Source organism: Streptomyces sp. PU-14G (assembly GCF_041028275.1).
Lineage (GTDB): Bacteria > Actinomycetota > Actinomycetes > Streptomycetales > Streptomycetaceae > Streptomyces.
The window spans coordinates 49,821-67,241 of sequence record NZ_JASKYT010000002.1; the positions used below are offsets into that span (position 1 = coordinate 49,821).

A 17,421-nucleotide genomic window follows, 5' to 3' on the forward strand; every position below is an offset into this window, starting at 1 on the left:
GGGCGAGGCCGCCCCATGTGCCCTGTGAACGGCGGCGATCACTCAGGCGAGCACCCCTGTTCGAGAGGCATTTCGGGCCGGGGCGCCGAACGGCAGCAACTTCTGCCGACGGCAGGCGACGCGGCCCTCCTCAGCACCCGTCTCCGATCCGGCCCGCTGGGCGCCGTCCGACCCTGCGCCCGACGGAGACGGCGCTGCCGAGGAAGGCGGCGTGCGCCGGGCGTAGCCGCAGGCGCGACCTCGTGTCATGGGGGCGGTATGCGGCAGGTCGGGGTACCGGCGTGCGCTTACACCATCGGGGCAATGCGGGCATAGCTCAACAACCGTGTGGAATTACCAACGTGAGTGCAGTCGGCCATGGGGCTGAGCGAGAGGCGTCAGCGGGGCCCCACCCGGGAGCGGTTCGCTCCTCTCGGGGCGCTCCGGTTGCGCTCGCGGTACACGGACTTCTGCTGCAAGGGACTGTCGTTATGCCTGAAGACGATCACCGGACTTGGTGCGGCGGCTGTGCGGAACCCTTCGGCGGTGCAGTGGGAGCGATGCACAGGCGTCGCGAGTGGGGTGTGTGCGTAGCGCCTCCGGAGGTGGGGGGATGAGGATGGGATACAGGACCCGCTTGCGGCGGGACCCCCTCGCCTGCATCGAGGAGTTGAGCCGCGACAGCACGGCGGAGGTGATGCGGCTTCCCTGGGGTGGCTGGTGTGTCCGCGACAGCGGGCTGGCGCAGACATTGCTGCGGGATCCGGAGTACCACACGGGTGGGTCGGTCTTCTTCGGCGAGCTGCTGCCCGCCCGCGGTGCGCAGGTGGAGCTCGGCCGCGCGGTGCGCGGCCTGCTGCGAGCCGGCCTGCCGCGCTACCGTGCCGCGTTGCCTGAGGCGGTGGCCACTCTGCCGCCGGGCAGCCGGTGGCCGGACGCCGGCACGCGGCTGGTCTACCGCTGCCTGGCGGACGTGCTGCTGCACCCCGGCACACCGGGCGGCAGCCGTGAGCTGATGCGGCAGGCCGCCCACGGGGGCGTGGCGGTGCGCCCGCCGCATGTGTGGCAGCGGGCCCGTGCGGAGCTGGTGCGGGCCCGGCTGGTGACCGCCGTCGCCGAGGAGGCACATCGCCGCCGCAGGCAGACTGCCGGCGAACCGCGTGACATGCTGGACGCGGTGCTCGCGGTGTGCCCGGAAGCGGAGATGTCCGACCGGAAAGTGGCCGACCTGCACCTGATGATGTTCCGGGCGATCATGGCACCCGTCAGCGCCGCGCTGGCATGGGCCGTGCTGCTGGCCTGCCTGCACCACACCAGGCCCGCCCCGTGGCCCTGGCCGATCGATCATGTCGTGCGCGAGGCGCTGAGGCACCGCCCGGTGCCCTGGATGCTCGGACGCACCCTCCCGCGCGCCGTGGAGCTCGGCGGCACTGTCTTCCCGCCCGGTGAGCTGCTCTCCGTCTGCCCATACCTGCTGCACCATGACGAACGCCACTGGGATTCCCCTGACACCTTCCGGCCTGAACGCTGGGCCGGCGACAGCGAGCACGGCCCGTACGTCCCCTTCGGCATGGGGCCTTTCAGCTGCGCCGGCGCGGCGGTGGCACACACGCTGCTCACCGAGTCGCTGGCCGCCCTCACCGACCACGCCTACCTCGCTGTCACCGGCGGTGACACACGCGCCGCCATGTCGGAGGGCAACGTGCCGCGACCGTTCATCCTGCACCGCACCCCGGACCACCCGCCCGCACACGACACGAGAAGGGGGTGATCAGCCATGGCCGCGACGATGCGACGCGTCTTCACCAACAAGCCAGCCCGACGCTGGTACTGGTACTGACGAGGGCACACCGGCCCGGACGCCTCGGGCGTCCGGGCCTTTCCCCCGCCGGGCCCTGTGGCAGAAGGTGGAGGCCGTCTTCACCGCGCCGTGCGCACGCGCCGGAGTAGCCCCCGGTCCGCGCGAGGACCGGCAGCCAGTGCACTGAACGCGCAGGAAGCCGCCCGTGAACGGGCAGGAAGCCGCCCGCCCGACGGGCGGTACGTCCTGGCCCCTTGCGAGTTCGTCATGCGCGGCATCCGGGTGGCCCGCCGGCGCACCGGCACGGCGTTTCGGCCGCCGCCCGGAGGGCCGGATCACCGCCGCCGGCGCTGACACGGCTCGGGCCGTCGGATCCCCGAGGGCGCCGGTCTCGTCGAGGGCGTGGCGCTCGGGCAGACGCCGACCTGCGAAGCGATGGCCGAAGGGCACTGCTCCAGCGCCTGGATGGCGCTCCTCCAGCGCCTGGGTCTATGCGTCGACCCGCTGCCGGAAGGCCCGCGGAGACCGTTCAGGACTTGCCCGGCCCGGCGCGCAGTGAAGCGTCCAGTGCGGCCATCAGCCGTGCGACACGGTTCGTGCCGGCCGGTGCCGGGGGGAACCGATGAAGAACCTCGGTCAAGGCCGGTGTGGCGCGCTGCCGGGCCTGCTCGATCGCCCTGTTCCCGGCTTCGGGATCGCCACCCGCGCCGATTTCGGCGATACGTGCCGCGCTCGCGGCGGCGCGCAGGATGTGACCGACCTGGTGGGCTTTCGCGATCGGGTGGAGGTACGCGGCAGACGCGGCGTCTCCGGCGGCACGCGCGGCGAGGCGTGAGGCTTCGGTGGGAGCTTCCTTCGCTGCCCGGTGTGCGTCCAAGGAGGCGACGCGCTGCAGCTTCGTCCTGTTCGCGCCGTTGACGAACTCCCACGCGGCATCGAGGGCCGCGCGGGGCCGGGAATCTCCGGGGGCGGTCTTCTCGAACACGGGGAGGACTTCGTGGGCGGTCTGCGCCACGTAGCGTGCGACGACCCGCAGCTCGTCCATGGTCAGCTCGAAGTCACCGGACACGGTTCCCGTCATGGCGTCGAGCATCGCACGGGTGCGCGCGACACGAAGAACGCTCCCACCCACCCCTCTGCCACCGCCAAGCTCGCCCGCGTACAAGGGGCGACCGCGTCGGAGCTTTGGGCGGGCGAGCTGTCACGGACGTCCGTGCAGGCGGTGGCGGCGGAAGTCGGCACGACGGCGGCCACGGCCCGCCCCGTGTGCGCCGTCGCCGCGGTGTCGGTCGCGTGTCGAGGCTGTCGGCCGGCTGTCGGCCGCGCGTCGGAGGTTTGTCGACCGGGCAGCGGAACCTCGCCGTAGAGCCTGCTGAGTGTCCGTCCGGCAGGGCTACGGCAAACGAGGAGATCAGCATGACCAGTCACGTCACGATCATCGGCGCGGGGCTCGGCGGCCTCACGCTCGCCCGGGTCCTCCACATACACGGCATACCGGCCACCGTCTATGAGGCGGAATCCTCACCGGCGGCGCGTTCGCAGGGCGGGATGCTCGACATCCACGACTACAACGGCCAACTGGCCGTGCAAGCGGCCGGCCTGATGGAGGAGTTCCACGGCATCGTCCTGGAGGGCCGGCAGGCGACACGGGTACTCGACCGCGAGGGCCAGGTCCTGTTCGACCAAGCCGACGACGGTACGGGCGGACGCCCTGAGGTCCAGCGCGGCGACTTGCGGCAACTGCTGCTCGACCGGCTCCCGGACGGCACCGTCCGATGGGGCCACAAGGTCAGCGGTGTGCGTGGTCTGGGAGCGGGCCGTCACGAGGTGACCTTCGCCGACGGGAGCACCGCTGTCACAAGCCTGCTGGTCGGTGCGGACGGTGCGTGGTCGCGGGTCCGGCCGCTGCTCTCCGACGCCGTGCCCGAGTACACCGGCGCCTCGTTCGTCGAGACCTACCTGTTCGACGCGGACACACGGCACCCCGCCGTCGCCAAGACGGTCGGTGGCGGGTCGATGTTCGCGCTTGAGCCGGGTGAGCGGCAGATCGGGGCCCACCGGGAGAAGGACGGCAACCTCCATACCTACGTGATGCTGTCCGAGCCGCAGAGCTGGTTCGCGGGCATCGACTTCACGGACCCCGCCTCGGCTACCGCGCGGATCGTGCGGGAATTCGACGGTTGGGCCCCGGAACTCACCGCCCTGATCACCGACAGCGACACCGGACCGGTCCTGCGCCCCCTCTACACGCTGCCGGTCGGGCACCGGTGGGAACGGGTGCCGGGAGTGACCCTCGTCGGCGACGCCGCCCACCTCATGCCCCCGAACGGCGAGGGCGCCAATCTGGCCATGCTGGACGGTGCCGAACTCGGTGAGGCCCTCGCCGCACACCCCGACGACATCGATACCGCCGTGACCGTATATGAGCGAGCCATGTTCTCTCGTAGCGCCGCGGTCGCCGAAGCCGAGGCCGAAACCCCCGACAATCCCGCGCTCCAGGAGGTGATCGACTTCTTCGCCCAGGGCGAGCGGACCCCGTGACCCGCTGACCGAGGCCACCGCGGTGACGGTCATACCCGCTCTGCGCGCCTCAGCGGCTCGGTCACCGTGCGTGGGACGGTCACCGCGACCGTCCCTCGCACGGCCGTGCGTTCTTCGCGCGGCCGGCCGCGGCCCTGCCTGCTGTTCCACCAGGCAGGCACACGTCCTCGGCTTGCCCGCCGCCGACGGCGTTCAACTGCCTGCCGCGTGCGGTCGGGTATTCGGGCGGAGGTAGAAGAGTTCGGGGTCTCCCTCGTCGAGGCCGTGGAGCAGACCGACCGGGAGCCACCCTGCGCGTCGCAGCAGACGCTGCATGGGGTGGTTGGAGACGTTGGTCGAGGTGAACAGCTTCTCGGTGGAGCACGCGGCCTCGGCGGCCACGAGGAGATGCGCTCCCACGCCCCTTCGGCGGGCGTGGGGGGCGACCGTCAGCATGGTGACGAAGCCCTGCTCGAAGAAGCTGTACTCCAGCACGCTGTATCCCAGCGGCCCGGACGAGTCACGGGCCAGGAGGACCACACCGCGTTCGCACCAGCGCGGGATGCTGTCTCGTCGTGCGCGGTCGCCTGCTGCCGCGACGGCATCGATCGCGGCCAGCGCGGCCCAGTCCGCTGCGCCCGCGCGGCCCACGTGGAGCGCGCCGGGGTTCTCGTCATCCATGGGATGCATCGTGATCCATGGGACGCAGCGTGCCAACGGCGTGGAACGGCGTGGAACGGCGTGGAACGGCGTCCCGTCGGGGCGTGACGCATCCGGACGACGCCGGCCTGGGCACCTTGCCCCGGTCCGTGCGGGATGCAATGATCAGAATCCGCACTTGCATATGATGCGCAATAAGGGGGGCGGTTCCGTGCCCGAGGAGCGCACCCGTCGGCACCTGCTCGGGCTGGCGGGCGGCGGCTGCGCGGCGGTGCTGCTGTCGGGCTGTGACGGGTCAGCGTCGGCCGGGGCCACCCGTCCGCGGCGCGGCGGCGTGCTGCGCGCGGCCTTCCCCGGCGCCGGTGCGAAGGAGACACTCGACCCCCACAAGCAGCGGCAGTTCGTGGACATCGCCCGCCACAAGGCGATGTTCGACAAACTCGTGGAACTCGGTCCGACGCTGCGCCCCGTGCCGCGACTGGCCCGCGGCTGGGAGTCCAGCGGCGACTCGACGGTGTGGCGCTTCAGGTTGCGGGAGGCCGTCTTCCACGATGGCCACCGGCTGGAGCCCGAGGACGTGCTCTACAGCCTCCACCGCATTCTCGACCCGAACGCCGCCGACCATCTCGCGGCCAACTCGCTGTCCACCCTCGATCTCGGACGCTGCCGCGCGGTGGGCAAGGAGACCGTGGAGCTGCGGTTGAAGAAACCCAGCGCCGAGTTCCCCTCGCTGCTCGCGGTCACCGGCGCGCTGATCGTCCGGCGTGGCTACCAGAACCCGCGCAAGCCGGTGGGCACCGGTGCGTTCCGGTTCGGGTCCTTCCAGGCCGGCCGTTCCTTCACCGCCCACCGCTTCGACGACCACTGGGCCGGCGCGCCGTACCTCGACGAGTTGCGGATACTGTCGGCCGCGTCAGAGGCGCGCGGCAGCGCCGTCCAAGCCGGTGAGATCGACTACGCACACGAGATGAGCCCCACGTTCGCACGACTGATTGAGGGCAACTCCCGCGTCACACTGGTGTCGACCCCGCTCAGCGGCGTCGACGGCTTCGCCCTCAAGACCGACCGGCCGCCTTTCGACGACCCCGACGCCGCCATGGCGGTCAAGCTCCTCGTGGACCGCGAGCGGCTCATCGAGGTCGTCTCGGGCAACCGCGCCGAGCCCGGCAACGACCTGTACGGCAAGGGTTACGCCTACTACCCCTCCCACCTGCCGCAGCGCGAGCAGAACCTCGCCCAGGCGCGTCGGCTCGCCCGCCGCAGCGGCCTCCTCAACCGGCGGCTCACCTTCTACACCTCCACCGTGGTCGACGGGTTCGTCAACGCCGCCCATCTGTTCGCCGACATGGCCGGGGAGGCAGGGCTCAGGGTCGAGGTCGTCTCAGGGCCGCCGGAAACGTACAACACCGACCAGCTCACCACCGGCGACATCGGCAACCACAGGTGCGGAGCCATGCCCATACCCACCTACATCTCCGAGCGGCTGTTGAAGGGGTCTCCGCAGAACGCCAGCGCCTGGCAGCACCCCGACTTCGACGAGGAATTCGTGCACGCCCAAGGCATCAAGAGGGAGGCCGAACGCAGCCGCGCCTACGGCGCGCTCCAACGCACCATCCGAGACGAGGGCGGACTGGTGCTGTGGGGGCACCCTGACTGGCTCAACGCCGTCACCACCTCCGTCCACGGGGTGAAGCCCGCACCGCCCAACACCGACGACTGGGCACGGTTCGACACCGTCTGGGTGGACTGAATGGCACGCCATGCGCTGCGCCGCGTCCTGCTGGCGGTCGTCCAGTTGATGCTGCTGTCGGTGCTGGTCTTCCTGCTGACCTCCCTGTTGCCCGGGGACGCGGCCGACGTCCTGTTCAACGACAAGGCGGGCACGGAGCAGATCGCCCGGCTGCGCCACGAGATGGGTCTCGACCAGCCGCCTGCACAGCGTTTCCTCGACTGGGCCGCGCACCTGGTGACCGGCGACGCCGGCACCTCTCTCACGGGCGGGCAACCCGTGTCCGGCATCGTCGCGCACTCCGTCGGGGCCACCGCCCTGCTGGCCGGTGTCACCGTGCTGATCGCGGTACCTGTGGCCCTCGTCCTCGGCCTGGTCACCGGCTGCCGTGCGGGCGGTCGGCTCGACCGGACGGTCACCGCCGTCACCCTGGCTCTCAGCTCCATCCCCGACTTCGTGCTCTCCCTCGCGCTCGTCGCGGTGTTCGCGCTGAAACTGGGCTGGCTGCCGTCCACCTGGATCGGCGCGACGACCGGTGACCTGCTGACCCGTCCCGGCCTGCTGGTGCTGCCCGTCGCCGTGCTGCTGGCGCGGACGGTCTCCCACCTCATCCGGCAGTTCCGGGCCGGCACTCTCGGCGCCCTGAACTCCGGCTACGCCCTGCACGCCCGTCGGCTGGGTGTGCCGCGCACGCGTCTCCTGCTGCGCCACGTGTTGCCCAACGCCGCCGTCCCCGGCGTGCAGCAACTGGCCCGCACCGGCGACGCGCTCCTCGGCGGTGTCCTGGTCGTCGAGGCCGTCTTCGCGGTCCCCGGCGCGGCCACCGCCCTCATCGACGCGGTGCGAAGCCGTGATGTGCCCACCGTCCAGGCGCTGACGCTGCTGCTGGCGGCGGTCGCGTTGGTCCTGAACGTCGCGGCGGACCTGGTGTCCCACCGGCTGTCGCCGCGGGTGGAGGTGCTGAGGTGAGCGAAGAAGACGCTTCGCGGGCCGCGCCGGCACCGGCTACGGACCCGGGGAGGGGGCGGAGGGCGTGGAGGTCGAGGAAGAAGGGCGCGGGAGGTGTCGTGACGACCGTCGTCGCCGCCGTACTGTTCGCCGTCCCGGTCGTGACGGCCGTGTTCGGGCCGCTGCTGGCGCCGCTGGCCGAGGCCTCGGGGCCGGGGGCTCCGTACGCCCTCGACGGGCGCCACCCGCTGGGCACCGACGGCCTCGGCCGCGACGTGCTGGCGCTGCTGCTGCGCGGCGGTGGCAGCACGCTCGGATCCGCCGTCGGAGCGGTCGCCCTGGCCTATCTGGTGGGCGGCGCCGTGGGACTCGCCGCCGCCGTCAGCCGGCACCGTTGGGTGGACGAACTGCTGATGCGGCCCGTCGAGGTGGTTCTCCCCCTTCCCTCGCTGCTGGTCATCAGTGTTGTCGGGGTCGGCCGGCACGCAAACGCGTGGGCCGTCGCCATGGCGGTGGCCCTGGTGAACATGCCTGTCGCGGCGCGGCTCGTGCGAGCGGCGGCGCTCAGGGCGGCGGCCGGCCCGGTGGCGGAGGCCATGCGGATGCAGGGTGAGTCGCGGCTGCGGGTGCAGCTGGGCTACGTGGGCGGCTCTGTGCTGCCGGTCGTCGCGGCCGATGTCGGCACCCGCGTCACGGGCGCCGTGTTCACCGTCGCCGCCGCCAACTTCCTCGGACTCGGCATGGAGCCCACCGCGCCTGACTGGGGCGTCACCATCGCGGCCAGCCGTGAGGCGCTGCTCGTCCAACCGTGGTCGGTGTGCGCACCGACCACGATGCTGCTGATGTTCACGGTCGGCCTCAACCTTCTGGCCGACCGCATGCTCGACCGCCGCGACCGCCGCGACCGCCGCGACCGCCGCGACCGCCACCACCCACGCGACCCAGGCGACGACCGCGACGACGGCGACCCACGCGACCACCGCGACGACGGCGACCACCGCGACGACGGCGACCACCGCGACGTCCGCGACCGCCGGGCCCCCCTACCCGCCGAGGAAAAGGAGAGCCGGGCATGACGCGCCCGCTGATCGAGGTGCGGCGGCTGACCGCTCACGCCGCCGACGGCACGGCCCTCGTGCGGGGCGTCGACCTGACGATGGAGCCCGGACGCGTCACGGCCCTCGTCGGACCGTCCGGCAGCGGCAAGACGACCACGGCCCTCGCTCTGCTGGGAGAGGCCGGTGCGGGCGTGCGGCTGTCAGGACACGTGCGGGTGGGAGAGACGGAGGTCGTCGGGGCCGACGGAATCGCCGCACACGCGGCCGGTGTGAGAGGCGGCACCGTGGCTTACCTGCCGCAGCACCCGGGCAACGCCCTCAACCCGGCGCGGCGCATCGGCGCGGTCCTCACCGAACTCGCCGCTGTGCACGCCCCCTCCGGCAGCGGACGCGGTGCTTCCCGCGCCTTCTCCCGCGTGGCGCTGGAGCAGTCGCAGATGCCGTCCGACCGGTCGGTGCTGCGGAGCTTCCCCCACCAGTTCTCGGGCGGGCAGCAGCAGCGCGTGGCGCTCGCTCAGGTGCTCGCCTGCGGCCCCCGCGCCCTCGTTCTCGACGAGCCGGGTACCGGCCTGGACACCGTGACGCGGGCGGCCCTCACCCGCGAACTGGCGCGGCTCGCCCGCCTGGGACCGGCGCTGCTGCTCCTCAGCCACGATCACGCGATGGTGCGCGCGCTCGCGGATGACGCCGTTGTTCTGGAAGCGGGACGCGTCACCGCGCGTGGCAGACCTGAGGCGGTACTGCCCGCTCTCCCCGCTCCCGTCGCCGTGCGGGGGAGTCGGGAAGACCGCCTGGACGGTACGCCGCTGCTCGAAGCGCGCTCGCTCGTCGCGTGGCACCGCCGACGCGGACACGAGGTGCTGCACGACGTCTCCCTTCGTCTTCGGGCGGGGGAGTGCGTCGGGGTGGCGGGCCCCTCAGGAAGCGGAAAGACCACTCTGGCGCGGTGCCTGGCAGGACTGCACGAGCGCCGCAGCGGCGACCTGCTGCTCGACGGGGCGCCTCTGCCGGTGCTCGTGCACCGCGACACCGAACAGAAGCGGCGGGTGCAGTACGTGTGGCAGGAGGTGCACGATTCGTTCGACCCGCGGCGCACCGTCCTCGACCAGGTGGCCCGTACGGCCGTGCGGCTGCGCGGTCTTGCGGCCGACCCTGCCCGCGCACAGGCCGCAGAGCTGCTGAACGAGTTGGGCATACCGCGTCGGACGGCCGCCCGGCCGCCCGGCGCGCTGTCCGGCGGAGAGCTGCAACGTGCCGCGTTCGCCCGTGCGGCGCTGGCCCGGCCGGACGTGCTGGTGTGCGACGAGATCACCAGCGCGCTCGACGCTCAGACCGCCGAACGCGTTCTCGCGCACGTGGAGAGACTGCGCGCCACTCGAACGGCCGTGCTGTGGATCGGGCACGATCTGCGGCTGATGCGCCGCGTCGCGGACCGGCTCCTGGTACTCGACGGCGGCCGTGTCGCCGAGGACGGCCCGTGTGCCCAGGTACTGGCCCGGCCCGGTTCCGAGGCGACGCGGCGCCTTCTGGACGCGGAGGAGTTGGGCTGGACGCCGCGGAGTCGGGACGCGAGCGGCAGCCGACCGTCCCGGCGGACGCCGGACCGAGCCAGTGACCAGTGAGCTGAGCCACCACCGCCCAGGGCAGGCCCACGACAGCGACGAAGGAGAAACACCAGTGACCGAGACGTCCCGCACGACCGATTGGCAGGCGTGGCAGACCAGCTGGGACCGGCAGCAGGAGTGGTACATGCCCGACCGCGAGGAGCGGTTCCGGGTCATGCTGGAGGTCGTCGAGGCGGTGGCGGGGCCGGAGCCCGTGGTGCTGGACCTGGCCTGCGGGCCGGGCAGCATCACCGCCAGGCTGCTGGAACGCCTGCCCGGCGCACGCAGCACCGCGCTCGACCTGGATCCAGTGCTGCTGTCCCTCGCGCAGGGCACCTTCCGCGACGAGCGGCGGGTGCAGTGCGTGACGGCGGACCTGACCGACCCGCACTGGCCCGACGCGCTGCCGCTCCGCCCCTACGATGCCGTCGTCACGGCGACGGCGCTGCACTGGCTCACCGCGGACGCGCTGCGCGTCGTCTACGGTCAGGTCGCCCAGGTGCTGCGCGAGGGCGGCGTGTTCCTCAACGCGGACCACATGCGCGACGACGAGGCACCGCGGCTCAATGCCGCGCTGGAGGTCTACCACACCGCCCGCAAGGAGCGTGAGCGTGCGGCGGGTGCGCAGGACTGGCGCTCGTGGTGGACGCGGGTCGCGCAGGACCCCGCCCTCGCGGAACAAGCCCGTCGGCGGTTCGATCTGTTCGACGACCCGCGCCGGCCCAAGCCCGGGGGCGACGGTCAGATCCGCGAGGACCGCCCCGTCACCACGGCCTGGCACCTGGACGCCTTGCGCGCGGCGGGCTTCGATGAGGCACGCCGCGTGTGGTGCTCGTCGAGCGACGCCGTTCTGGCCGCACTGCGCTGAGTACCGGAGAGGCCGGGAGGCAAGACACGGGTCCGCCGGCTGGCTTCCGGGCCGGGGTGTCCCGTCCGCGCCCCAGAGCCGCACGTGTCCGCACTCCCGACCTGCACGTGTCCTCGGCCCTGAACTGCACGCGTCCGCGACCCCGAAGTGCACGCGTCCGCGACCCCGACCTGCACGTGCCGGCTGAAACCCACGCGGAACAAGCCCGGTTGAGGCCGTGGCCACTCGTGGCGGGCCCCCGCGCGCGCGGTTACGCTGCTGAAGGGAGAGGAACCGGCCCGGAGGGACACCTGGCGGATTCCCGGTCCGGCCCCAACTGCCCAGGCCCCGCGTCACCGGTGACGCCCGCAGCGCGGTAGGGCCGAATGATCCGGTACTCAACGGAACAGGTGGATGCCGTGCTCGTCAGCTCGCTACTCAACGCCGGCCTGCTCCTGCTCCTGGGTGCCGCCCTCTATGCGGCGCCGAGCGCGCTGCTGAACCCCGGAACCGTGCCGTTCGGTGTCCGGGTGCCCCCGTGCCGCGCCGAGGACCCACAGATCGGTGCCGTGCGCCGCCAGTACCGCGCGACGGTGCTGTGGGCCACCGCGGTCGCCACGGCGGCAGCGGCGGGTCTGGGCGCGCTCCTCGACAGCGTCGCGGCCGGGTTGGTGACAGGAATGCTGCTGTGCGCCCTCGCCGCCGTGCTGTGGCTGCGCGCCCATCGGGCCTTGGCCGAGACGAAGAAGCGGGAACAGTGGTACGCGGGGCTGCGCCAGGGGGCGGTGGCCGACACCTCGCTGCGCACCGATCCGGTGGGCGTCCCGTGGGCGTGGTCGGTCCCCTCGTACCTCGTCATCGCGGCCACCGCCGCGGTGGGCGCTGCCGCCTACCCGGAGCTGCCCGACACGTTGGCCGTACCGACGCGTACGGGCGAGGGAACGCATTACTACGAGGTCGCCACGACCTTCTGGACGGCCTTCAGCCCGGTGTTCGGGCAGGTCGTGTCCACCGCGGCGGTGCTCGTCCTGGTCGCCGCCATGCTGCGCGCGCGCCCTGATCTGGACGCCGCACGACCGGTGGCTGGTGCGGCACGCCACCGTCGCTTCCTGGCCGCTTGCTCCCGCGCCCTGCTCGCGCTCTGCGCGGTGGTCGACACCATGCTGCTGGGCCTGTCAGCCATGGTGTGGTCGGGTGAGCGTTCCACGGCGTTGCTGTTCGCCGTGGTCGGCATCCCGGCCCTCGTCACGTTCGGCATCGTCGCCGGGTTCGTCGTCCGGGTCGGGCCCGGAGGTCAGCGGCTTGCCGAAGGGCCGGAGGACGAAGCCACCGGGCTCGTGCAGCGGGACGACGACCGGTACTGGCATGCGGGCGGCCTCGTCTACGCCAACGGGGGTGACCCGGCGGTCCTCGTGCCGCGCCGCGTCGGCATGGGCTGGACCGTCAACGTCGGCAATCCGCGGGCGCTGACCGGCGTGATCGTCGTACTGGTCGCTCTCGGCTCCGCCGCCCTCGCGACCGTCGGCCTGCTCGTCTGAGAGCACCGGCACGGAACGCCCCCGCGGTCCGGCTCACCGCTGCGCCCCCGAGGGCCCCATGCCCGGCGCGCGCGGCCACTGACGCCCACGCGCTCGGCGCAGCGGCGCACCGCCTCGTGCGGTACGCGTCCGCGCCGTTCAGCCGGCTTCCTCCGCCGCCTCGAAGCCGTCCAGGACCGCCCGCACACGGTCGACGACCTCGTGGCGAGGGATCCCGCGCACCACGGCCTCGGCGAGAAGCGTGCGCGCCCGCCGCTCCCAGTGTGCGGCCCCCTCCACGTCCGCGGGACCCTGGCCCGCGTCGGGGCGCACCACGGCTCCGCTCTTGCGGTTGATCCTGATAATCCCCTCGCGGCGCAGCAGGTCGTAGGCCTTGTTCACGGTGTGGAAGTTGATGGCCAGGTCCACAGCCAGCTGTCGTGTCGAGGGCAGCGAGGCGCCGCCGGCCAGCCGGCCCTCGGCGATGGCTTCCACCACACGGTCCCGGATCTGCTGGTAGATCGGCACCTCACTGTCGAGGTCGAGTACTAGGTGCACCAGCACACCCTATCTGTTATACATGTACTAGAACAGGCGCTCATCGGGGCGGCGCCCGCTCCGAGGTGCCGGAGGAGAGGGGGAGAGCGTCCATGGCAGTGATGAAGGTGCAGCGGGATTCTCTGACGGTCGAGTTCAGCAGCCGGGAGAGCGTGTGGGTCCGCAGGCGATCGGTGACCGTTCCGCTGGCGGCCGTCCGTGAGGTCGAGCGCGTCGAGCGACCGCTGCGCGCGACGCGCGGAGGCCGCAAGGGGTATCAGTCCTTCTTCACGAAGGTCGGTGTGTGGGGCGTCTTCACCGGGACACGTCAACTGGTCTCCGCCCGGCGCGGCGAGCCCGGGGTGCGGGTCCTGCTCGACAGGTCGGCCGCGGGCGGTGAGTTCGACGAGATCGTCGTCTCCCTCGGCGACGCTTCGCAGCTCGCCAGGGACATCGCTCGCGGCGCGGGGCGTGCGACGTGACCCGGGCGGCAGGCCGGACGGTCCCGCGGAGGCCGCGGGACCGTCCGACGGCGTGAAGTCGAGCCGGCGCGGCAGTGCGTCTGGGCAGGTGTGACACCTGCTGCGGGAGCGGTGTATGTGTTAACCGCCGGCAACGGGGAAGCAGCCGCATACCGGGGGCCTTGACGTTTCCTTTATTTCTCCGCGTTACGGGCGGGCGAGGGCCTCACAGATGCACAGCGACGGGGGCGTGCGACACGCGTCCCACGTGAACAAGGGGGTTGTGTGGCACGGGAGAGTGTGCGCAGAGTCGCACGGGCCGTGACCAAAGGCGCTGACGCGCGCGAGGCGGTCGAGGGGGAGGTGCGCCGCGCGGCCGGCGGCGCGGCCCCCGAAGGGGAACGCCGGGAAGACGGGATGGATCCCTCGGATTTCCCCGCTGCGCGCGAACAGGGCGGTTCCATCGACACCGTCATGGAACAGAAGACGGTGCCGCTCGACGAGGCGGGGGAGGAACTGAACCACAGCGCGCTCAAGCGCGACGGGCTGGAACAGGTGCACCGCATCTGTCCGATGGTGTTGCCGCGTGGGCGCTCGTTCATGACCATGCTGCCGGTCTCGATGCTGCTCGTCGTGGGCGTCATCGGTGTGGCGGTCACCTCGGTCATCTCGGCGTTCACCGACAGCAGTTGGCTGCTCAATCCGCTGTTCGGCATCCACTACTGGGTGCTGGCCCTCGGCGCGGTGGCCTTCGTGTGGTGGCGGCAGGGCATGGTGATGGTGCCGGACGGGTGCCACGCGCTGATCACCCGGTTCGGAAAGCTGGAAGCGGTGGTGGGCCCGGGGCGGGTCATCCTGCTCAACCCGTGGAAACGCGTCTCGTACATCATCAACACCACGCGTGAGTACCCGTTCAACGCACCCGTGCGCGAGGCGCCGACACGGGGCGGGGTGAAGGCGTCGATCGACCTGTTCATCCAGTTCCGGATCAGCGATCCGGTGGAGTTCGTCTACACGCTCGGTGCGGTGCGCGGCTTCGAGGAGAAGCTGAGCAACGCGGTGAGCGAGACCATTCGCAGCCTCATCTACGAGCAGGAGGCCGCGGGCATTTACGACATGGTGGGCGAGGACACCGGCAGGCTGCTGGAGCAGCTCAACCAGCAGTTCCGGCCCGCTGTCGAGCTGACGAACGCCAACATCACACACGCCGAACCCTCGGATCGCGGATACCGCATGGACCTGGCCTCGCCGGAGATGGTGCGGGTCGCCAAGGAGGCGTACACGCACGAGTACGCGCTCCAGCTGCGCAAGGAACAGGACGAGGGCGACCTGACCAAGGAGCTGGCCTCCCAGCAGGAGGAACTGTCCGCGATCCAGGCGGAGATCGCGCAGTACCAGGCGCAGATGGACACCTCCGTCGAGCGCGAGACCAATCGCGCCGGAGCGCTGGCGAGGCAGCGTTACGTGCAGGCGGAGTCCGAGGCGAAGGCCAACGCGGCGCTGCTGGAAGCGCAGGCGCTGGACATCCGCGCGGTCACCGCTGCCGAGGCGCCGGAGATCCTGGAGTACCGCTACCAGCAGCAGGTGCTGGACACCCTGGAGAAGGTCGCCGACCACCTGCCTCGGCTGGTGCGGATAGGGGGTGCGGACGCAGGCGCGGAAGGCGCTGTCGGCGTGGACTTCCTGGCGCTCGCCCGCGAGCTGGTCGGCGAGCGGGGCGGAGAGTTGTTCTCACAGGAGGACATGGCAGCCGTGCGCGCGCGGCTGGCCGAGGTGTCCGCCCGTATCGAGGAACGCGAGGCGGAGATCAGCGCCCTGCGCGAGGCCGACCAGCCGACCGTGCCCGCACAGGTGGGCGGAGGTGGGGCGCCGCCGCCCGCGGGCGCGGGGCCACGCGGCGAGCGCGGTGGAAGCCAGGGGAGTGACGAGCGTCCCGCGGATGAGCGGAGCGGGCGCGGTGCCGGGGAGGGCGCCGACGGTCCCTTCGGGCCGAGCGACGATGTCTGGGGGGAGTCAGAATGAGCACGGCGGTGGGCAGCCGCAGGTCCGTCATCTCCGAGGAGGTGGCGCCCTGGAGCGACATTCCGCAACTTCTGCGCGGAGGCGAGGCGGGCACGCTCGTCCCCGTCATCATCCCCAAGCACCGTCGCCGCGTGTGGTGGATGGTGCCGTTCTGGCTCGGCCTGCTCGCCGTGACCAGCGGCGCCATGGCCACCGTGCAGGCTCCGGACGGCACCGCGGGCGAGGTGTTCGACACGCTCGCGACCGTCACCTTCGTGTGCGGACTGCTGTTCCTCGTCGTCGGGGCGCTGTGGTGGTGGCGTTCCTCGATCGTGGAGATCGAGCAGGGCACCAACGGGATCCTGACCCGGTACGGCGCCATCACGCGCACCCTGGACCCGGGGCGGCACTACCTGTGGCATCCCTGGTCGCGAGTGGACTTCGTGGTGGACACGGCAACCGAGATCCCGTACTCGGCACCGGTGGTGGCCTGCCCGACGCGGGAGAACGTGCCGCTGCGCGCCATCGAGTTCTTCCTGAAGTTCCGCATCACGGACGCGGTGCTGTTCGTGCGCACCATCGGCGCGGGCAACTTCGACCTCGTCCTGTCCAACGCCGTGCAGGACGCCATCCGGCAGCGTGGCCGCCGTGTGCGCACCGAGCAGGCGTACGACCTGCGCGGCTCGGACGTGGCAGACATGCAGGAACTGCTGAACCGGCAGCTGTCGCGCTACGGCGTGCGCATCACGGGCGCCAACATCCCCGATGTGCAACTGCCCGCCCAGTACCAGCAGCACCTGGCCACCCGGGAGCGGGTCGCCAAGGAGGCCACGGCGTACGAGCAGGAGTGGGGGCTCTCGCGCAAGCGTCGCATCGACAGCCTGCAGATGGACATCGAGCGGGCCAAGAAGGTGCGGGACGCGCGCATCGTCGAGGTGAAGGCGGCGCTCAACAAGGCGCGCGAGCAGGTCGCGCAGCTCCTGGAGGAGCAGGAGACCGAGGCGCAGAACGTGCGCTTCGAGATCGAGACGCGAGGCCGCAGCGGGCTGATCGCAGCCGAGAACGAGGCGCGCGCCCAGCGCACCCTCGCGCAGGCCTACCGCGACAACCGCGCGGTGCTGCAGTACGAGTTGGCGCGCCGCAGGCTGGACGTGGGCGCTGAGCTCGCCGGCAAGGCCCCGCAGCCGGTGGTGCTGCGCACGGACGGCTCCGCCGGCGGCGACACGTCCGCGCTGGCCACGCTGCTGGCTGCACAGCTGCTGCCCCGGCTCACCCAACTGCCGGGCGGCGGCACTCCGCAGGCGCCTTCCGGGCCCGACCCCGCGGCCGTGGACGAGGCCCTCTCGGACGTGTGGCAGCGGAAGTAACCCCTGACCACACCCCACCCACGCGGTTCCCGACGCCCCCTGCTTTCGCTGGAGCAGGGGGCGTCGGGCTGCCGGCCGGCCGCGGGGCCGACGACCGGCACAAGTACAGCCTCCGCACCCCGGGGAATGGGTGCCACTGCGGATGGCGGCAGCTGCGAGGCCGCACGATCGTGGAGAGGGAGTCGGCACCGGCTCTCCTGGGCCGCGGGCCGATGGCCACCGCTGCTGTCGTGCGTCGCCGCTGTGGGGACAGTGCGGGAGCGGGAGGGGGGAGGGAGTCATGGCCGGCCACGGGAGTACCGGCGCGGTGCCGCTTGGTCGTCCCTGGCTGTCGGCGTCACCCTGTTCGGCCTCGGCGTGGTGATCAGCGACGGCATACTCCTCACGTCCGG

The 17,421-nt window shown here is 71.9% G+C and carries 14 protein-coding genes; 11 read left to right on the forward strand and 3 right to left on the reverse strand.

The features are described 5' to 3' along the window. Positions 1-598 precede the first annotated feature (598 nt). The gene (locus AB8Z75_RS00665) at positions 599-1,750 is read left to right on the forward strand and encodes a cytochrome P450 (RefSeq protein WP_369199329.1); all 1,152 of its coding nucleotides are present in this window, start codon (positions 599-601) and stop codon (positions 1,748-1,750) included. A 559-nt stretch (positions 1,751-2,309) separates the two neighbouring features. Here AB8Z75_RS00665 and AB8Z75_RS00670 read toward each other — a convergent pair. Beyond that, entirely contained in the window at positions 2,310-2,861 is a 552-nt protein-coding gene (locus AB8Z75_RS00670) for a putative immunity protein (protein ID WP_369199330.1), read from the reverse strand. Between the two features lie 335 nt (positions 2,862-3,196). Between AB8Z75_RS00670 and AB8Z75_RS00675 the strand changes: the two genes are divergently transcribed. Further along, positions 3,197-4,321, forward strand: coding sequence for an FAD-dependent oxidoreductase (locus AB8Z75_RS00675; protein ID WP_369199331.1), 1,125 nt, complete (start codon positions 3,197-3,199; stop codon positions 4,319-4,321). A 192-nt stretch (positions 4,322-4,513) separates the two neighbouring features. Here AB8Z75_RS00675 and AB8Z75_RS00680 read toward each other — a convergent pair whose 3' ends face one another. Further along, entirely contained in the window at positions 4,514-4,981 is a 468-nt protein-coding gene (locus AB8Z75_RS00680; protein WP_369199332.1) for a GNAT family N-acetyltransferase, read from the reverse strand. Positions 4,982-5,171: 190 nt separating this feature from the next. Between AB8Z75_RS00680 and AB8Z75_RS00685 the strand changes: the two genes are divergently transcribed. The 6 genes from AB8Z75_RS00685 (at position 5,172) to AB8Z75_RS00710 (ending at position 12,684) form a co-directional block, all read left to right on the forward strand. Next, positions 5,172-6,710: an ABC transporter substrate-binding protein gene (locus tag AB8Z75_RS00685; RefSeq protein ID WP_369199333.1), complete on the forward strand. Its 1,539-nt coding sequence runs from the start codon at positions 5,172-5,174 to the stop codon at positions 6,708-6,710. Next, the gene (locus tag AB8Z75_RS00690; protein WP_369199334.1) at positions 6,711-7,658 is read left to right on the forward strand and encodes an ABC transporter permease; all 948 of its coding nucleotides are present in this window, start codon (positions 6,711-6,713) and stop codon (positions 7,656-7,658) included. A gap of 98 nt (positions 7,659-7,756) precedes the next feature. Then, the gene (locus AB8Z75_RS00695) at positions 7,757-8,713 is read left to right on the forward strand and encodes an ABC transporter permease (protein WP_369199335.1); all 957 of its coding nucleotides are present in this window, start codon (positions 7,757-7,759) and stop codon (positions 8,711-8,713) included. Beyond that, a complete protein-coding gene (locus AB8Z75_RS00700) occupies positions 8,710-10,317 on the forward strand; it encodes an ABC transporter ATP-binding protein (RefSeq protein WP_369199336.1) in 1,608 nt (535 codons plus the stop codon). The genes AB8Z75_RS00695 and AB8Z75_RS00700 overlap by 4 nt, the downstream gene beginning before the upstream one ends. Before the next feature lie 55 nt (positions 10,318-10,372). Beyond that, positions 10,373-11,167 (forward strand): trans-aconitate 2-methyltransferase, encoded by a 795-nt coding sequence (locus tag AB8Z75_RS00705; protein WP_369199337.1) that lies wholly within the window; start codon positions 10,373-10,375, stop codon positions 11,165-11,167. A gap of 365 nt (positions 11,168-11,532) precedes the next feature. Next, entirely contained in the window at positions 11,533-12,684 is a 1,152-nt protein-coding gene (locus tag AB8Z75_RS00710) for a DUF1648 domain-containing protein (protein WP_369199338.1), read from the forward strand. Positions 12,685-12,822: 138 nt separating this feature from the next. Here AB8Z75_RS00710 and AB8Z75_RS00715 read toward each other — a convergent pair whose 3' ends face one another. Next, a complete protein-coding gene (locus AB8Z75_RS00715; protein WP_369199339.1) occupies positions 12,823-13,221 on the reverse strand; it encodes a GntR family transcriptional regulator in 399 nt (132 codons plus the stop codon). A 92-nt stretch (positions 13,222-13,313) separates the two neighbouring features. Between AB8Z75_RS00715 and AB8Z75_RS00720 the strand changes: the two genes are divergently transcribed. The 3 genes from AB8Z75_RS00720 to AB8Z75_RS00730 all read left to right on the forward strand — a co-directional run bounded on the left by AB8Z75_RS00720 (position 13,314) and on the right by AB8Z75_RS00730 (position 17,029). Continuing rightward, entirely contained in the window at positions 13,314-13,682 is a 369-nt protein-coding gene (locus tag AB8Z75_RS00720) for a hypothetical protein (protein ID WP_369199340.1), read from the forward strand. A gap of 264 nt (positions 13,683-13,946) precedes the next feature. Continuing rightward, on the forward strand, positions 13,947-15,683 hold the full coding sequence (locus AB8Z75_RS00725; protein ID WP_369199341.1) for an SPFH domain-containing protein: 1,737 nt from the start codon (positions 13,947-13,949) through the stop codon (positions 15,681-15,683). Then, complete coding sequence (locus AB8Z75_RS00730) at positions 15,680-17,029, forward strand: SPFH domain-containing protein (RefSeq protein WP_369199342.1); 1,350 nt, start codon at positions 15,680-15,682, stop codon at positions 17,027-17,029. Before AB8Z75_RS00725 ends, AB8Z75_RS00730 begins: the two co-directional genes overlap by 4 nt. Positions 17,030-17,421: the final 392 nt, after the last annotated feature.